Raw genomic sequence first — 18,112 nt, 5'->3', positions numbered from 1 at the left:
GCTGATAGCTGATAGCTGATTTTCTCGAATAAAAAACAACCATCATATAGCAATGTGGTTTAAGTGCTGGTATACTCCCGCGTCTGCCACGTTGCGTTCTATTGCCAGATATTAGTTTAGCCTCTAATTGACGGCTCAAAGTCTTAAACTCGAAGGGGTTAAAGCATTCAACTTAGAGCGGTAATTAATAATAATTACCTGTGGTTTTAAATTAAAAAACATTGGATTTTAATAAATGAAAACGTTTGTTGCTAAGCCAGAAACAGTAAAACGTGACTGGTACGTAGTTGACGCTGAAGGTAAAACTTTAGGTCGCATCGCTACTGAAATCGCTCGTCGCCTACGCGGTAAGCATAAAGCTGAGTACACTCCTCACGTAGATACTGGTGATTACATCATCGTTATCAACGCAGAGAAAGTTACTGTTACTGGTAATAAAGCAAAAGACAAAATGTACCACGCACACACTGGTTTCCCAGGTGGTCTTAAGTCTACTACTTTCGACAAGCTTCAAGCTGCAAAGCCTGAAATGATCATCGAAAAAGCTGTTAAAGGCATGTTGCCACGTGGTCCTTTAGGCCGCGCTATGTACCGTAAACTTAAAGTTTACGCAGGTACTGAGCACAACCATGCTGCACAACAGCCTCAGGTTCTAGACATTTAAGGAGCACTATCATGGCAAATCAATACTACGGTACAGGTCGTCGTAAAAGTTCAAGTGCTCGCGTATTCTTACGCCCAGGCACTGGTAACATCGTAATCAACAAGCGCTCTCTAGAAGAGTACTTCGGTCGTGAAACTGCTCGCATGGTTGTTCGTCAAGCATTAGAGCACGTAGAAATGACTGAAAAGTTTGACCTACACATCACTGTTTCTGGTGGTGGTACTACTGGTCAAGCTGGTGCTATCCGTCACGGTATCACTCGTGCACTTATGGAGTTTGACGAGTCTCTACGTCCTACACTTCGTAAAGCAGGTTTCGTTACACGTGATGCACGTAAAGTTGAGCGTAAGAAAGTGGGTCTTAAGAAAGCACGTAAGCGTCCACAATTCTCAAAACGTTAATATTTACGTTTATCAGAATACCAAAAACCCAGCTCCGGCTGGGTTTTTTGTTTTTGGAGCTGTCAGCTTTCAGACGTCAGTTTCTAGCTGAATGAGAGGTGAGCTTACAGCTTGAATAAACAAGTTCTTGCCAAGGTTTAATATTCCCATATGCTTTCTCGCATCTCGCATCTCGCATCTCGCATCTCGCATCTCGCTGATGTACAAAAATCTACCTTTTTTCGTTCGATATTTAACCACTGATAATAATTAGTACGTATAACAGTAAAAAAACTTCAAGATTTAGCAAAATTAGCTTAAATCCATCAGTTAATTGATGAAATTTTTTGCTACAATTGGGGGGCAAGTAATGTGAGTGAGTTCAACAACAGCTAATGCAGAATTCTGTTTCCTCTTAGTGAGGTTGATCTTGGTCAGTATATTGTTTTTTTATATGCGTTATCATAACCAGCGGCTTCATACTCGAGCTAACCTAAATTAATAATTCATTAAATCGGGTTTATTCGAGCATGAGACTGTGAATAACCTTGTTTTAATCAAGGGTTTTAATTATGATCGCGTCTATTTTGAAATTTCTAAAAATTAACCTGCTGTAACTGATGTTCTCAATATGGCAAGTGTTGGGAATCATAGTGGAGATAAGTGGATGAGCAATGCGCCTGTAGACAATGGCCGACGTCGCTTTTTAACCATAGCTACCTCTGTTGTTGGTGGTGTTGGTGCGGCTGGGGCTGCTGTTCCTTTTATTGCGTCTTGGAATCCAAGTGAGCGAGCTAAATCTGCGGGTGCGCCTGTAGAAGTAGATATCAGCAAGCTTGAGCCAGGGCAATTAATACGTGTTGAGTGGCGAGGAAAACCTGTTTGGGTTATTAATCGTACACCAAAAATGCTTGAACAGATGAAAGAACATGAAGGTCAACTTCGTGATCCTGCATCTGAAGAGCCTCAACAACCTGAATCATCAACAAACGAATACCGTTCTCAACGTCCTGAGATCTTCGTTGCTGTTGGTATTTGTACGCACTTAGGTTGTTCACCTAGCTTCCTACAAGGTGGCTTTGGTGAAAAAGTAGAGGGCACAGACGACGGTTTCTTCTGTCCGTGTCACGGTTCTAAATTTGATATGGCTGGTCGTGTATTCCAATCTGTACCTGCACCATTAAATCTAGAAATCCCTCCGTATACCTTCCTTGATGACACGACTATTCTAGTCGGTGAAGAAAAAGGAGTGGCGTAATGTTTGGTAAAATTATTGGTTGGATCGACGATCGTATTCCAATGACACGTGTTTGGAACATGCACATTGCACAGTATCCAGCACCAAAAAACTTTAACTTCTGGTACTTCTTTGGCTCACTAGCCATGTTAGTACTTGTTAACCAAATCGTAACTGGTATCTGGTTAACAATGAACTTCGTACCGTCTGCTGAAGGTGCTTTCGCATCGGTAGAATACATCATGCGTGATGTTGAATACGGTTGGTTACTTCGTTACCTTCACTCAACAGGTGCATCAGCGTTCTTTATCGTTGTATATCTGCACATGTTCCGTGGCATGATCTACGGTTCTTACCAAAAACCACGTGAACTACTGTGGTTATTCGGTATGTTCATCTTCTTAGCGCTTATGGCTGAAGCTTTCATGGGTTACTTACTTCCTTGGGGACAAATGTCTTTCTGGGGTGCACAGGTAATCATTTCACTATTCGGTGCGATTCCGGTAATTGGTGATGACTTAACGCTTTGGATCCGTGGTGACTACGTAATTTCTGGTGCTACGCTTAACCGCTTCTTTGCACTACACGTAATTGCATTACCTTTAGTAATCGTTATCTTAGTATTCTTACACATTGTTGCACTACACGAAGTGGGTTCAAACAACCCAGATGGTGTTGAAATCAAGCGTAAGAAAGGCACTGTTGCTGAAGAAGATAAGCCTAAATTTAAATTCCACGAGTATTACACCAACAAGAAAGACATTGTTGATGCAATCCCGTTCCACCCTTACTACACAGTGAAAGATATTGTGGGTGTGGTTGGTTTCTTAATCTTATTCTGTTGGGTTGTGTTCTTTATGCCTGCGATGAATGGTTTCTTCTTAGAAGCGCCAAACTTCGAAGCTGCTAACCCACTGAAAACACCAGAGCACATTTTCCCTGTTTGGTACTTTACGCCATTCTATGCGATTCTGCGCGCTATCCCAGATAAACTAATCGGTGTTATCGCGATGGGTGCATCTATCGTAGTGCTTGCGTTACTACCTTGGATTGACCGTGGTTCGGTTCGCTCTATTCGTTATCGTTGTGGTTTCCATAAACTTAACATCGCACAATTCGTGGTAACGTTCGTTATCTTGGGTTGGGTTGGTGCTACACCACAAACTGATTTCAAAACGCTGTTATCACAAATCACGACTGTGACATACTTCATGTTCTTCGTATTGTTATTTGTTTACAGCAAGAATGAGAAAACTAAGCCATTACCAACGAGGTTGACGAAATGATGAAAAAGCTAATTATCGGTTTATTCGCATTGTTGCCATCGTTGACAATGGCAGCAGGTCCTTCGGTTCCTTTAATGGATGCGAACATTGACCTGAAAGACAACGCGTCTTTACAACGTGGTGCTAAATTGTTCATGAACTACTGTCTTGGTTGTCACCAAATGCAGTATCAACGTTATGAGCGTACGTTCCGCGATATCGGTATTCCTACTGAAATTGGTCAAGAGCAACTAATTTTTGATGGCTCTAAAGTAGGTAGCCACATCAAGAATGCGATTGATAAAGATGACGCAGCTAAATGGTTTGGCGCAGCGCCACCGGATCTTACGCTTGTAGCGCGAGTTCGTGGTACTGACTGGATCTACACTTACCTGAAGTCATTCTATAAAGATGAATCTCGTCCGTTTGGCGTAAACAACGTTGTTTTCCCATCGGTAGGTATGCCACACGTTCTTCAAGAACTACAAGGTTTACCAACACCAATCACTGAAGAAGTGGAAGAACACGGTCACACAGTGACTAAAGTTGTTGGCACTGAAACAGATGGTTCAGGTGAAATGAGTGACGACGAGTACGATCGCGCTGCTCGCGACCTAACTAACTTCTTAGCTTACGTTGGCGAGCCGTCACGTTTAGAGTCAGAAGCGATAGGTATTAAGGTAATTGGTTTCCTAGTGATTCTATTTATCTTGGCATTCATGCTGAAGAAAGAATACTGGAGAGATGTTCACTAATCCTGGGCATTTTGAAAGGTAATTTTGTAATAGGGGCTTAAGCCCCTATTGCTGTTTTTGTAATATAATGGAGGTAGGCATGGCCGTAGCTGCCAATAAGCGCCCTGTAATGACCCTGTTTTCTGGTGCTAACTGTATGTATAGCCACCAAGTACGTATCGTACTTGCTGAAAAAGGTGTAAGTGTTGACATTCACCTGGCTGAAAAGGATAACCTGCCAGAAGCACTTCATGAGATTAACCCTTACGGTACAGTACCAACACTGATCGATCGTGAGCTTGGTTTATATCAGGCAAACATCATCATGGAATACCTTGATGAACGTTTCCCTCATCCTCCACTAATGCCAGTTTATCCGGTTATGCGTGGCCGTAGTCGTCTGATGATGCATCGTATCGATACGGATTGGTATAGCCTAGCTAACAAAATCACTAGCGGTAGCAGCGAAGCTGCGCAAGCACGTAAAGAGCTTACAGAAGCGTTACTTGCAATCGCACCAATCTTCTCTGAAGCACCTTACTTCATGAGCGAAGAGTTCAGCTTAGTTGATTGTTATTTAGCACCGCTACTTTGGCGTTTACCTGAGCTTGGCATTGAGCTTACAGGCGCAGGCGCAAAAGAGCTTAAAGAATACATGTTGCGTTTATTTGAGCGTGAATCATTCCAAGCTTCACTAACTGAAGCTGAGCGTGAGATCCGTTTATAATGACGCCTAATCGTCCTTATTTACTACGCGCCTTCTTTGATTGGATTGTTGATAATCAGTGCACACCTCACTTAGTGGTGAACGCTGATTTTCCTGCTGTACAAGTACCAACACAGTTTGTGCAAGACGGTCAGATCGTTTTGAACATTAGCCCATCAGCGGTAACACAATTTGCAATGGACAACCAACAGCTTAGCTTCAATGCGCGCTTTGGTGGTCAACCAATGCAAGTGTATGTACCTATGGGAGCTGTGCTCGCAATTTATGCACGTGAGAATGGTGAAGGGACTGTATTTACTGCAGAAGAATTCATCGAGGACGAAGACGATTTTGCTCCGGTATTAGAAAGTGTTGAAACAGCTGACGATATTACGCCAGATGATGAACCACCAACTAAGCCAGAGAAGAAAAAAGGTGCCCACTTACGAGTGATTAAGTAACCTTATTCAAATAAAAGAAAACCCGCTATTAAGCGGGTTTTTTATTATTAATTAATGGGTTGGCGTTACAGATATTCAAACACTTTAATAACACGTTCAACGCCTGATACGTTACGTGCTACATCAACCGCTAAATTCGCTTCAGAATCGCTCACTAAGCCCATTAAAAAGACTTCGCCATTCTCTGTTACGACTTTGATGTTATTGCTGCTGATGCTCTCTGTGGTGAGTAATTGCGTTTTCACCTTAGAGGTTAACCAAGAGTCGTGCGTTTGCGTGCTCATGCCAATATTCGAACCAATGCGAATTTGGTTGTGAATTTTACGAATACCATCAACGCCTTCAATAGCACGTTGTGCTTCATCTTTCATTTCTTGGTTAGCTACTTGGCCGATCATTAGCACGATACCATTAACGCTGATAACGTTAACGTTGGCGTACTTATGAAGGCGCTCGTTTTCACTAATAGCGATAGAGCTTTTTATTTCGATGTTGTTATCGTCAATTTGCGAGCCAATTGTGCGGCGATCATTCGCGGCAGTTACAGCACCCGCTGTACCGGCGACAACAGCAGCTGCACAGCCTTGCAGCAATAAAACGGTACCAAATACTAGTAAAGACTGTTTAAACATTAATTTTCTTCCTGTGGGAATAAGGTTAAATCGATAAGCTCACTTAGGCAGTGTAAATTCACTAAATGCGACTCAACAATGCGGCTTGGGCGTTTTGATGGCACACGAATTTCAACGTCATTTGGGCCAAGTAAGCCAACTAATTCACCACCATCATCGCCAACAAGCACAATCACTTTCATATCACGGGTTAGCGCCGCTTCGACCGCTGAGATAATTTGCTTTTCATTACCATTCACGGCAATTGCTAGTAAAAGATCGCCTTGCTGTGCAAATGCACGAATTTGTCTTGCAAAAGTTTCGTGCTCATCATTGTTTGCGATTGCACCTAAGTTAACTTGCTCTTGTGCGAGCGCAACAGCGGGTAGGCAAGGGCGCTCGGTTTCATAAAAGTTAATTAATAGCCCTGCCATGTGCTGTGCCAACATATGACAGCTTGGGGTGCCACAACAGAGCAATTTATTGCCGTTAATAAGGCTTTGTGCAATGGTGAACGCTGCTGACTCAAGTGCACTTGGCAACACTTCACCCGCTGCTATTTGAACCTGAATATTTTCGGTAAAGATTTTTTTAATCGTTTCTTGCATAACCTACCAAATTAAGCCGACGCCAAACGGCGTTAGTAAACATTTTTAAACCAGTTTAGGGTGCTGTTAAGCTCTCCTGTAATAGCAACATAATCTATCCGCATTGCCTGGTTTGAGATCTTTTTCTCGGCAAGATAATGGCTAATAGTACGCCTTAATCGTTGCTGCTTTTGTTTGCTGAGCGCATAGTTTGCACCACCACGCAGGGCGTTTTTTCTAAATTTTACTTCTACAAAAACCAATGTTTGCCCGTCACGCATTATTAGGTCGAGCTCGCCGTACTTGCATAAGTAATTGCGCTCAATGGCTTTTAAGCCATGTTGTATTAAATACTGTTCTGCCTGATGTTCGTAATACAGGCCTTTTTCGCGGCTATTTTGCCACAATTGCTTAAACCACGACATAGCTTCATCCTTGAGCTAATACCACATTCTAAACGGTTTACTCGGCGGCATTGATGCCAATAGCAGATTGCATAAATAATGGGATTGGCTGCTCCGTTGCCAAATCAACCGCAATGATTTGCTTGTCTTTATACTGCGCCCAATCCAAAGAACGAGTAACGTAACCATTGCTGGCAATGCTTAACTGCCCACTAATACCGCTAAAGCGTTTGCCTTGTACCATGCTCAGTTGTTTTACATCACCGAGCATGCTGGCTGCATCGAATGCCATAGCGAATAAACGTTGACTTATATCGGCATTCTCAGGCCATAAACTTTCGTACTGCTGGCGTAAATTATGTTGTGAGATTTGACCGTCTAGCATCCAAGGTAGTTCCGTAAAATAAAGGCCATCTAAATCGCCTTTATCGGTTCTATCGATTTGTTTACTGTGGCTTTTTGAGCTGGCATAAAGCGGAATACGCTCAGCAAAAGTACTCACGTTAATGTCTAAATAAGGTTTGATTAAGCGCGTTTCGGTGGCATCACCTAAAATATAAATCACATCAATGTCGCTGCGAGAGCGAGTTTCGCTTTCAACTTCTTGCTTAAATAAAGACTTAACTACATTGATGCGCTCTTTACTTTGGTCTACTTCTAATAAGCCCGTAATGGTTTTTGGCATATCTTCTTTGCCAGCGTAAAAGCCAATTTGCGGTTTTACTTCGCTGTAACGTTGCCATTGTGTATTGAAGTATTCAACTAAGCGTTGCCCATTACTGTTATTTGGGGCCAATAGCATCGGCTTTTGATAGCCTGCCGTTAAAAATCGCTCTAATGCTTGCTGAACTTCATGTTCAGGACTTAAAGCGAAGAAAAAGTGCTGCTGTGAAATACGCTCACCATCAAAGGTGTTTAAATGCATTACCGGGTAATCAACCAGTGTTTGTGCGCTAGTCAGCTTTTCGATATTGCTTTTTAGTAGTGGGCCAATAACAAAATCAGCATTAAATTCACTGAGCTTAAGTGAAATTTCAGCGGCTGATAGCGACTCATCAATAAATAATGTTTGCTCTAATGACTGTCCATCTAGGGCCGCAAGCACACCGGCTTTTAAGGCATCACCTAAACGTTCATTAGCGCCAGATTGAGGAATAAGCACAGCTAAACGGTTTACATTTAATGGCTCAATCTGAACTAGCTCAGTTACTTTTTTTGGCAGTACTTCAGCAGCTGGGTGGCCTGGATAACGACGCAGCCAGTTATTCATTGCTTGATGAAGCTCAACAGGCGCACCTAAATACACTTGATGATAAAGCGCTAGGTTAACCCAACCTTGCTGCACAACAGAGCCACGATTAAAGCGCTCAAGTGCATACGAAGAAAGTTGAGTTAGGCTTTGCCATAAATCTTTGTTTAAATTCGCAACGGTAAAGTTATTTTCGCTGCTAAGTGTTGATGCTTTAAAGAAAAAAGGCATCGCTTGTTTTGGCATTCCTTGCGAGGCATAAACGCGCGCGGTTAAGTATTGGTGCCAAGCTTGATGCTCAGGTTGGCTCAATTGTGGCTCTAGTTGTTGTAACTGAGCTAAAGCTAAGTCGCTTTTGCCTTGATGCTCTTGCGCAAGGGCAATGTAAAGTTTGTTTTGAATTTGGTCGACACTTGGAGTCGCTTCGAGCTCAAGGCAAATTTTTTCGAGTAGCGGCCAACGTTCTTCACTAATTGCTGCATCACGTGCAGTGTATAAAAGCTGGATTTTATCGGCGCCTTGTCGATTTAGCGCCGCTTGGTACATAGATTGTGCGTCGGTTAGCTGTGATAGCGCAATACTCGATTGGCTCGATTGATTTTCTGCACTATTTCGAGGTTTTTCGGTTGTGCTACAAGCCGATAACCCTGACAATACAATTAATAGACTAACAAGTTTAAGTCGCACAATGATTTCCCGATACGTTAACGCGATTTGCTTATATTACTGACTGACGCAGGAGACCTCAATGTTAAATGAGGACAATTCAGATAAAATCGGCACTCTTTACATTGTTGCCACGCCTATTGGTAACTTTGATGACATCAGCCAGCGTGCCATCCAAACCCTATCTGAGGTTGACTTAATAGCCGCTGAAGATACTCGTCACACAGGAAAGTTGTTAAGCCATTTTAATATCAAAGCAAAAACCTTTGCTTTACATGACCATAACGAGAAACAAAAAGCGCAACAGATTGTTGATTGGTTAGAGCAAGGAATGAATATTGCGCTGGTCTCTGACGCCGGCACGCCACTGATTAGCGACCCAGGTTATGCGGTGGTTAATTTATGCCGTGAACAAGGCGCGCATGTTACTCCGGTGCCGGGAGCGTGTGCTGCGATTACCGCTGTGTGCTGTTCTGGTTTACCGACAGATCGTTTTCAGTTTATTGGTTTTACACCTGCAAAGAGTAAAGCAAGACAGAGCTTTTTTATCGAAGCGGTAAACTCAGGTATTACTAGCATCATGTATGAAAGTACCCACCGTATCATGGCGAGCCTTGATGATTTAGAAGAAGCACTCGGTGCAGAACAGCCAGTAGTGTTTGCCAAAGAACTGACTAAAACTTTCGAAACTTTTTTCAATGGCACGGTTGCCGAGTTAAAACAGTTTTTAACGGATGATCCAACGAAGCAACGCGGTGAAATCGTATTGATGCTACCGGGTAAAGCGAAGCAAAGTGACGATATTCCAGAAGATGCGCGCCGCATGCTCGGTTTACTCGAGGCCGAAATGCCACTGAAAAAAGCTTGTGGTGTTGTGGCTGAGTATTTTGGTTTGAAGAAAAACGCACTTTATAAAGCAATTATTGACGAAAAAGGCTAATTCTTTACTGCATAGACGTGCGCGCTCAGGTATACTACGCGCCGAGTCAGCCGAGATAATCGCTGCCTGCAACGAAAATGCGCAGGGGGAGGAAAGTCCGGGCTCCACAGGGCAGGGTGCCAGCTAACGGCTGGGGGGCGCGAGCCTACGACAAGTGCAGCAGAGAGGAGACCGCCAACTTCGGTTGGTAAGGGTGAAAGGGTGCGGTAAGAGCGCACCGGGCCACTGGTAACAGTTGGTTGCAAGGTAAACTCCACCCGGAGCAAGACCAAATAGGGTTCCTTATGGCGTGGCCCACGTTGGAACCGGGTAGGTTGCTTGAGCCATAGAGCGATTTATGGCCTAGACGAATGATTATCCACGACAGAACCCGGCTTATTGGCTGACTCACCAAATTACTCAAGAGCCTCGGTAAATACCGAGGCTTTTTGCTTTTTAGGCGGAGAAAATCCACTCCGCGCATATAAAACAGCGGCTTACTGGCTGACTCACCAAATTAGATTAAAGCCCGTAGTGAATGCTACGGGCTTTTTGCTTTTTGGGGCAAAGAAAATTCACTCCGCGCATATAAAACAGCGGCTTATTGGCTGACTCACCAAATTACATAAAAAGCCTCGCAGCAATGCGGGGCTTTTTGCTTATTGCATAGACACAAAATTAAGAAAATCCACTCCGCTCATACAAAACAGCGGCTTACTGGCTGACTCACCAAATTATATAAAAGCCTCGCAGCGATGCGGGGCTTTTTGCTATCTGCATGCTTTGCTATTTGAGACTGAGCTCGATTCTCCAGACATATTCAAAATGAGGAGTTATGAGAAGTCGTTGTTAATAAACTTACGGCTGATATCTATGAAATCATAGAAATTATTTCAAACCATTTACTACTCACAATATAGAAGGCTGATCTAGTTTTTGAGCTCAATAGTTTGATTAGCACTTTTTTTAATGGAGCCTTCGCCTGCTTTTTGGGAGCGAACTAATTTTTTATATTGCCCAGGTGTTTGGTCAGAATGTTTCTTAAATTCGGTATAAAATGAAGATTTACTATTAAAGCCTACCTCATATGCAATATCGATTATTGCCATGTCAGTTTCACTTAAAAGGCGCTTGGCTTCCGTTATTCTAAACATGTTTACTAACTCATAATAGTTCCCTTGAGTTTGCTGATTAATTATTTGTGATAAGTGGTGCGTAGTTAGGTTAAGCTTTGACGCAAGTAGCTTTAATGAAATGGTTGCATCTTTATAAATTCCGGTTTCCAGCAGGGCTGTTAAATCACAAATAACCTCAGATGCCTTTTTATTTGTTACTGAAGAACGGTATGGTTTATTTAGTTTCGAGCCTTGTTCCGTTGATTGAAAGTCATTGATGTTGTGATGTTCTTTATATGACTTGTTTGTAGAAGCTTGTGACCATGGGTGTCCCCAAATTGGTAGGTATTCATAGATAATAATTGCCAGAATAAGCATGGCAATGGTGACTATAGATAAAGCCCAAGTGAATTCACCTGGCAGCCTGATAAGGAAAAAAACAAATACGAGGGAAATGCACACACACATACTAATAAGTGCAGTTTTTAACTTGGTAATTTCCCTAAGCACATCCGTTTTCTTTTGATTTAGTTTGGTGTTTAGCTCCCGCCAGATTAATTGGAAATAGAAGACTCCAATAGTCGCGATAATCCCAAAACGAGTAAAGCGCATTGGCGTCATTGAAAGTAGCCAGGATCTGTTCGTATTATCTAAAAATTCTATTTTTTCTTGATAATCAAGTACGTTATAAGGCAGCATAAGTGCAAGGTAAATCAATGGTAACAATAAATGCTTTAAGTCATTCTTATTGAATTCACTGTTAAGCCTAACGGATGATTTAAAAAATAAATAAAAAAATATCGGAATAGAGGCTGACAAAGGCCCAGAGAAAGAGAGAACGTATACTTTCCACTCCCTTATATTTTCTTCGAATAAAGCAAGCTCCAGCAGCAGGCTAATAAAGCCTAGCATCATCATCGTAAACATGGCTTTGGCTTTACTATTTTGGTGCGTACTTACTATTGCTCTTGCAATCATAAAGCAGCCAACGGCAATAGCTAGACATAAAATTATGGTTATTAGCTTCATCGTAGTTCAGCACGCTTATGCATTCTAATGCCTGTTTGATTAATGCTCATTTTGTGTCGTTTATAAATAGTTACTAAGGTCTGAATTTATCGGGGTGGTTCAACACTTTGTTTTTAAAGTGAATTTACTTGGTGTTTGCCGATTGAAACGGTCGAGTATTTTACTTCACCTTTATAAGATAACTGAGCTGTATTTAAAATAAAAGTGTGATAATTAATGAATAGTAATCTGAATTCGTCTAAAAATTTTACTTGGTTGTTTTCTGTGCTAATGATAGTGCTGGCTATTTTTGTGGCGTTCTCTGCACAATTGCCTTCGGCGGACAATTACCAAAGTGGCAATGAAAAAGAGTTCTCCCAGCAAAATGCATTGAAGCATCTTAAAGTTATCAGTGCCGAGGCACATTATGTCGGGGCACCTGCTCATACTAAAGTGCGTAAATACTTAGTGGATGAATTAGAAGCACTTGGCTTAGAGGTTGAAACTTTCAAGCACCTATCGACCCACGGTCGCAGAACTGTTGCTGCATATACTAATAATATTATTACTAAAATTAAGGGTACTACTGAGGGGAAAGCTCTCGCACTTGTATCACATTATGACTCTGGTACTCACTCATCTTTAGGTGCCAGTGACGCAGGGAGTGGTGTGGTAACTATACTCGAAGCTGTTCGTACCTTTCTTGCCAATGGAAAACAACCAACTAACGATATAATCATCGTTTTGACAGATGCAGAAGAGCAAGGCTTATTGGGTGCTGGTGCCTTTGTTAATTTTCATCCTTGGGCGAAAGATATCGGCTTAGTGCTTAATTTTGAAGCCAGAGGGTCAGGTGGACCAAGCTATATGCTGATCGAAACCAATGGTGGTAATAAAAGGCTTATCCAAGCGTTTAGAGAAGCTGATATTAACATACCCGTCGCTAATTCTTTGATGTATGCCCTATATAAGTTGTTACCCAACTCGACTGATTTAACGGTATTTAGAAAACAAGCGGATATTGATGGTTTAAACTTTGCCTTTATCGATGATCACTTCGATTATCATACTGTCCAAGACTCCTGGGAAAGAATCGATAGGGAGAGCCTTAATCATCAAGCTGATTACTTGATGTCATCACTTAACTACTTTGCGTATGCAGATCTTAGCCAGTTGAAATCTGAACAAGACATGGTTTATTTCAACTTCCCTGGCTTAAACATGGTGATATACCCTAATTCATGGGTTACACCTATGTTGTTATTTGCAACACTGTTATTTGTATTACTCTGCTATTACGGATTTAAACAAAATTCGCTAACGATTAAGCAAGTGGCCCTTGGCTTTGCGCCTCTTTTCACATCATTGGTCCTCGCAGGTTCTATAGGATATTTTGGTTGGCAATTACTATTGTCGCTTTTTCCTCAGTATGCCGATATTCCACACGGCTTTACTTATAATGGCCATTGGATTTTAGCCTGTTTTGTCACTTTCACCTGCGCTACAACACTTTTCATTTATCAATTGTTTAATAAAAAACTGTCGAGTAGTAACCTGTTCGTTGCCCCTATAGTGCTTTGGCTATGCGTGAATGTAATGATTGCTCTTATGCTACCTGGCGCAGGATTTTTTATTCTGCCACTCTATTTAGCTCTAGCCTGCTTTGGATTAAATATTTTTAGTCAGATTGAACGACCTAAGCAGCTCATGTTGGGCACTTTATTAGTAATACCTTCAGTTATGCTTTTGACTCCTTTGATTCCTCTACTTGTTATTGGGTTGGGTCTAAAGATGAGTGTAATAGGCACCCTACTAACCTGCATGACGCTTATTTTACTGATACCGATTTATTGCAACTACCCAAAAGGGAATAGGCTAGCCATTGGTTTTAGTATGTTATCTCTACTCTTTTTGGTTATATCGATCGCTCAGTCTGATTATACTGAGGAGCGCAAAAAGCCTAATAGCGTGAATTATGTCTATGATCAAGATACCGATAGTGCCTTTATGACCAGCTACAATCGTACCCTAGATGCATTTACAAACCAGTTTTTTGATAAAGAGTCATCAGCAACAACTTGGGATGAATCGATCTATCCACAAAGCAGGCGAACAAAGGTGCGCTTTTACCAAGCAACGGACAAACTCGACGTTAAGGCAGCTAAAGTTGAAGTTATAAAGGATGAACTTACCGATAAATCACGAAAATTAGAGTTATTAATTAGCCCACAGCGAGAGGTTAATATTATTCAACTTGCCAGCAATAACGAAATGCCTATAAGTAAGTTGTCGGTTAATGGCCAAGCATTTAATAGCCAAGCTTTCAGTAGCGAACCAGGAGCAGTAAAAGAAATTAAAAAAGGCTTTTTCTTTAAGTATGTATTAACTCACTCTCATGAAAAAGTAAGTGTAGAGCTCGTTGTTCCTAAAAATACAGAGGTATCATTAAAGGTATTCGAAACATCATTCGATTTGCTTGAGAGACTAGATGATGTTCAAGCAAGGGATTCAATATATATGCCAGAGCCTTTTGTGATAAATGATGCCGTTATTATTGGCCAGTCTGTGAAAATTTAAACTTAAGATATTGAAAAATTTATTTTAAATTATTTTGATAGAAGCTGTTAATGGGTTGGTTTACTCACTAATTTTCAAAGAAGCCTCGGTATTTACCGAGGCTTTTTGCTTTCTAAAAGAACTATGCTTAGCGAAACCTTCAAACCAAGTCGAAATTTTTGCTCTTTATTTTGTGAGGGCACTCTTAAGTTGTTTGATTATTATTTGCAAACTAGGAATTTTTCTTAGCCACACTAAGAAAGTCACTCATTACCATAACGGCTTGTTCTTTATATCCTTTAAATCTAATTTACTTATACTTAAAGGATTAAAAATGAGTGTTATTGAGGGAAGTACTAAGGAATTTGGCAATACCACTATTCTACTTCATAGCTTGGGCTCTTCTTGTTACAGAATTGAATGGTATAGCCGAATGACGGGGGCATCGACGAGTTTAGCAAGGCTCAAGCAAGACAAATACGTTGTTATTCGAAAATGGGCGCAAGTTAAAAATATGGCTGATGTCTCGAGTGAATTTAGTAGTCGAAATAGCGCCTTGATACATTTTCTAAATAACGTTGATATTGTTAAATCCAATGATGACTGGATCAGTGCCGCTAAGCAGCATTGTCTTAACTTGTTTGTTGAAAATGAAGGACTAAAGCCAGTAACTAAAGCGAGCTTCCCTAAACCGAGGTTACAAGGGGCAATTGGTAAAGAAGTTGTAGTTAAATCAAAGTTGGGAGAAAGGGAGATAGCGCATGGCTTGTTGTTACAGCTTATAGGCAATCAAGCTGAAATACAGCTTGCGAACATTAAGAAAAAATATCTTACCAAGCAGGTTTATTTAAGGTAACTAGTTGTATTCAAATATCAAAATACACTTCAATTTTAAATCCATCTATTTCAGTAATTGTGTATGTACCGCCAAGAGCAATAACTCGCTCTTCAATAAATGATAACCCGTAACCACCAGACTCCTGCTGTGTGGTCTTGGTTTTTCCATTATCCATAATCGTAAGGCGAATATAACGTTCGTGAGCCGCCAATCTGAGCCTTAGCTCTGTGGCTGTACTGTGTTTGATGCAGTTTGTGACCGCTTCTTGGCAAATTCTGTAAACAGCTGTTTGATGTTCATCTGATATTGCTGAATTTAAGTTTATTTCAGCTATGTATTTGATCGATGCTTTACTTAGCAGAGACTTAAAGCGTCCTTCTTTAAGAGCTTGTTCTAGCCCAAGCTCATCAAGCTCTCTAGGTCTTAGGTGATGCATAATTTGATAGACAGAGTCATACATCGCTTTTGCATTTTCTTTTAGGCCTTCAACGAGGGCATTTTCATTATTTCGTTGCGCTATCGAAAGCACTGTCAGATCAGTTTTAAGTGCAGTTAGATTTTGGCCTAATTCGTCATGGAGTTCTTGAGATAAGTACTTTCGCTCATTTTCTTGAACAGTCACCATACGTTTAGCGAGCTGCTTATTTTTCTTAAGCAGCGCCGTTAGTTTTTCGTTGCTGGCTTGTAGCTGATTATTTTTGATCTTTAATTCGTTAGTGGCGGTGCCGATTAGCAAGCCAGTTACGGAATTAGCTAAGATAAATAATTGGCTAATGTAAGTATTGGTCGCATCTTGTGTGAGGCCTGCTTGTGCAACGATCAGCACATTACTTACCAAGGCACTTGCTATCGCCCCTTTAATGCCAAATTTATAAGAGAACCAAATTACCGGCAGAAGGGAGCATAGGCGTAGCAAGGGGTAAAGATCTGAGTGATTTAGGTAACTCACTATGTAAATAAGCGCCAGTGCGAATAAGCTTAATAAAATAACCGCATGATGCCGAGAAAACATACGGCTATAACTTTGGCTAAGTAACAATAATGCTGGAGCGACTAACAATGTACCCGTCAGGTCACCTAAAGTCATATTGAGTTGATATTGTAATACTTGCTTGCCTTTCAACCAGGTTGTGAATTCAAAAGCGCTCGAGAATAAAAACCATTTAAAAGAAGCTGAAATAACGGCAAGTAAAATTAGCGACAATGCACCTGAATTAGAGGTCACTTTTGGCGGCCAGCGGCTTTTCTTAAAGCTGTAGACAATAGCCATATAGGTTAATTCTTGGAAGAAGCCGTGAAATAAATCAAAGCTCCATCCGCCATTGTAATAGACACTTAAATACGACGCATAAAGTCGAGAAGCAATCCAAAGCATTGGCCATAATCGCACAGGCAAAATTACAAAGAATGCAAGCTTCACCCCCGCTGGCAGGTAAATAGCGCTACTTTGGGTGACGGTTTCTAAATGATTACTCACCCAAGAGGATAAATATAAAGCAAGAAAGTAAAGCGCAAACACCAATAACTGGTTAAATACTTCAGTTAAAAAACTACGTGAAGCGTACTCTTTTGAGACGAGCTTATGCCAGTTCATCAAGCGTGATCATCCCGGAATCTATGGCAATTTTTAATAATTCAAATGAATTACTGACTTCAAGTTTGTTGTATATATTCGTTTTATGTACGTGGGCTGTTTTTGGCATCATATCAAGTTGTTGGGCAACTTGTTTAGCATTTAACCCTTTAGCAAATAAGGGGAGTGCTTCTTTCTCTCTTGGCGTTAAGAAAGAAAGTTTGCTTGCTGGGGAAGTGGTATTAAATTTCACATCTTCACTGATATAGCGCCCTCCATTGATGACGGCATTAACCGCATCAATCAAAGCATCAGATGCTGAGCGTTTAGATACATAACCTTGAGCACCGAGTTTTAATGCGTTGCTAACATAAGGTTCGTAGTCATACATAGAGGCGACGATGGTTTTTATGTCGGGGAAATAGGTGTTTAAATAAGCAAGAAATGCGAGCCCATTTTCACCGTCATGCATTGATATATCAACAATAAATACATGGGGTTGCTCTAAGTTAACAGCAAGTTTTGCTTCAGTGACTGAGCAGGCTTCTATGACAACTTGCCATCCGGCTTGTAGCTCTAATAGTTTTTTAAAGCTATCTCTAACCAGTTGATGATCTTCAATGATTCCAATTCGCATAATCCCTCCATAGATTTTTATTATATCCTCAATTCAATGAGTTATGTCTAGGAATTATTCTTATATAAATGAAACACTGGTTCATATGCAGTGACTAAAACAGGACTACACAGTAGGAATAGTTCTAGTTTAAACGCTATATTTTCTGAATCGTTGTGATTATTGATCTCGGACAAGGTTGCTGCGTTGACTCTGTTTGTTGCAGTGGTACAGTGAAATTGAACTTAAATTCTAGCTAAAGGAGTTGCCCATGCTAGGCGAAAAACACTCGTTATTGAATGAATTCCCTGAGTTTAATGAATTAATCCATAGCCTCGCGAAACACGACGCTCATTTCAAGAAAACCATGCAGCGTTATGATGATATGGATAAAGAAATTCGTGAGCTTGAATTGCAAAATTCGCCGATTGAAGATGCGGATATGCATGAAAAGAAGCATCAACGCGCCGTGCTAAAAGATGAACTTTATGACTTTTTAAAAGCCAATGCTTAATTATTGAAT

General features: G+C 41.0%; 18 protein-coding genes and 1 other RNA gene. 12 read left to right on the top strand and 7 right to left on the bottom strand.

The genetic code is table 11. The features are described 5' to 3' along the window. Positions 1-235: 235 nt before the first annotated feature. From rplM to CWC28_RS10375, 7 genes are all read left to right on the top strand, one after another. On the top strand, positions 236-664 hold the full coding sequence (gene rplM / locus CWC28_RS10405; protein WP_062568574.1) for a 50S ribosomal protein L13: 429 nt from the start codon (positions 236-238) through the stop codon (positions 662-664). Between the two features lie 8 nt (positions 665-672). Beyond that, entirely contained in the window at positions 673-1,065 is a 393-nt protein-coding gene (gene rpsI, locus CWC28_RS10400) for a 30S ribosomal protein S9 (protein WP_095209788.1), read from the top strand. A 646-nt stretch (positions 1,066-1,711) separates the two neighbouring features. After that, complete coding sequence (petA, locus tag CWC28_RS10395) at positions 1,712-2,302, top strand: ubiquinol-cytochrome c reductase iron-sulfur subunit (RefSeq protein WP_063702692.1); 591 nt, start codon at positions 1,712-1,714, stop codon at positions 2,300-2,302. After that, complete coding sequence (locus tag CWC28_RS10390) at positions 2,302-3,567, top strand: cytochrome b (protein ID WP_063702690.1); 1,266 nt, start codon at positions 2,302-2,304, stop codon at positions 3,565-3,567. Before petA ends, CWC28_RS10390 begins: the two co-directional genes overlap by 1 nt. Next, positions 3,564-4,301 (top strand): cytochrome c1, encoded by a 738-nt coding sequence (locus CWC28_RS10385; RefSeq protein WP_063702688.1) that lies wholly within the window; start codon positions 3,564-3,566, stop codon positions 4,299-4,301. The genes CWC28_RS10390 and CWC28_RS10385 overlap by 4 nt, the downstream gene beginning before the upstream one ends. A 79-nt stretch (positions 4,302-4,380) precedes the next feature. Beyond that, complete coding sequence (gene sspA / locus CWC28_RS10380; protein ID WP_063702686.1) at positions 4,381-5,007, top strand: stringent starvation protein SspA; 627 nt, start codon at positions 4,381-4,383, stop codon at positions 5,005-5,007. Then, positions 5,007-5,447: a ClpXP protease specificity-enhancing factor gene (locus CWC28_RS10375; RefSeq protein WP_063702684.1), complete on the top strand. Its 441-nt coding sequence runs from the start codon at positions 5,007-5,009 to the stop codon at positions 5,445-5,447. The genes sspA and CWC28_RS10375 overlap by 1 nt, the downstream gene beginning before the upstream one ends. A 65-nt stretch (positions 5,448-5,512) precedes the next feature. Here the strand turns inward: CWC28_RS10375 and dolP are convergent, their stop codons facing one another. From dolP to CWC28_RS10355, 4 genes are read right to left on the bottom strand one after another with little or no spacing between them, the layout of a single operon-like run. Continuing rightward, on the bottom strand, positions 5,513-6,079 hold the full coding sequence (gene dolP / locus CWC28_RS10370) for a division/outer membrane stress-associated lipid-binding lipoprotein (protein ID WP_063702681.1): 567 nt from the start codon (positions 6,077-6,079) through the stop codon (positions 5,513-5,515). Continuing rightward, complete coding sequence (locus CWC28_RS10365) at positions 6,079-6,666, bottom strand: SIS domain-containing protein (protein WP_063702679.1); 588 nt, start codon at positions 6,664-6,666, stop codon at positions 6,079-6,081. The genes dolP and CWC28_RS10365 overlap by 1 nt, the downstream gene beginning before the upstream one ends. 32 nt (positions 6,667-6,698) lie before the next feature. Beyond that, the gene (locus CWC28_RS10360; protein WP_063702677.1) at positions 6,699-7,070 is read right to left on the bottom strand and encodes a YraN family protein; all 372 of its coding nucleotides are present in this window, start codon (positions 7,068-7,070) and stop codon (positions 6,699-6,701) included. A 37-nt stretch (positions 7,071-7,107) separates the two neighbouring features. Beyond that, positions 7,108-8,985: a penicillin-binding protein activator gene (locus tag CWC28_RS10355; protein ID WP_138625117.1), complete on the bottom strand. Its 1,878-nt coding sequence runs from the start codon at positions 8,983-8,985 to the stop codon at positions 7,108-7,110. A 61-nt stretch (positions 8,986-9,046) separates the two neighbouring features. Between CWC28_RS10355 and rsmI the strand changes: the two genes are divergently transcribed. Further along, on the top strand, positions 9,047-9,904 hold the full coding sequence (gene rsmI, locus CWC28_RS10350; RefSeq protein WP_138625116.1) for a 16S rRNA (cytidine(1402)-2'-O)-methyltransferase: 858 nt from the start codon (positions 9,047-9,049) through the stop codon (positions 9,902-9,904). Positions 9,905-9,946: 42 nt separating this feature from the next. Then, positions 9,947-10,298, top strand: an RNA gene (rnpB, locus tag CWC28_RS10345) — RNase P RNA component class A. A 514-nt stretch (positions 10,299-10,812) separates the two neighbouring features. Here rnpB and CWC28_RS10340 read toward each other — a convergent pair. Further along, a complete protein-coding gene (locus CWC28_RS10340; protein WP_240494362.1) occupies positions 10,813-11,976 on the bottom strand; it encodes a helix-turn-helix domain-containing protein in 1,164 nt (387 codons plus the stop codon). 267 nt (positions 11,977-12,243) lie between these two features. On the opposite strand from CWC28_RS10340, the gene CWC28_RS10335 reads away from it, so the two are divergent. Continuing rightward, on the top strand, positions 12,244-14,583 hold the full coding sequence (locus CWC28_RS10335; protein ID WP_138625115.1) for a M20/M25/M40 family metallo-hydrolase: 2,340 nt from the start codon (positions 12,244-12,246) through the stop codon (positions 14,581-14,583). 34 nt (positions 14,584-14,617) lie between these two features. Continuing rightward, on the top strand, positions 14,618-15,418 hold the full coding sequence (locus CWC28_RS10330) for a hypothetical protein (RefSeq protein ID WP_249324964.1): 801 nt from the start codon (positions 14,618-14,620) through the stop codon (positions 15,416-15,418). A gap of 10 nt (positions 15,419-15,428) precedes the next feature. On the opposite strand, the gene CWC28_RS10325 is transcribed toward CWC28_RS10330, so the two are convergent. Then, entirely contained in the window at positions 15,429-16,994 is a 1,566-nt protein-coding gene (locus CWC28_RS10325) for an MASE1 domain-containing protein (RefSeq protein ID WP_063702668.1), read from the bottom strand. Beyond that, a complete protein-coding gene (locus CWC28_RS10320; RefSeq protein ID WP_063702666.1) occupies positions 16,981-17,610 on the bottom strand; it encodes a response regulator transcription factor in 630 nt (209 codons plus the stop codon). Before CWC28_RS10320 ends, CWC28_RS10325 begins: the two co-directional genes overlap by 14 nt. Before the next feature lie 250 nt (positions 17,611-17,860). Here CWC28_RS10320 and CWC28_RS10315 point away from each other — a divergent pair, with 250 nt between their 5' ends. Next, positions 17,861-18,103 (top strand): HP1242/YdcH family protein, encoded by a 243-nt coding sequence (locus tag CWC28_RS10315; protein WP_063702664.1) that lies wholly within the window; start codon positions 17,861-17,863, stop codon positions 18,101-18,103. The last annotated feature ends 9 nt before the right edge of the window (positions 18,104-18,112 follow it).

The organism is Pseudoalteromonas sp. S4492 (assembly GCF_005886115.1).
GTDB classification, from domain to species: Bacteria; Pseudomonadota; Gammaproteobacteria; order Enterobacterales; family Alteromonadaceae; genus Pseudoalteromonas; species Pseudoalteromonas gelatinilytica.
This window is presented reverse-complemented; position numbering and strand designations above follow the sequence as displayed.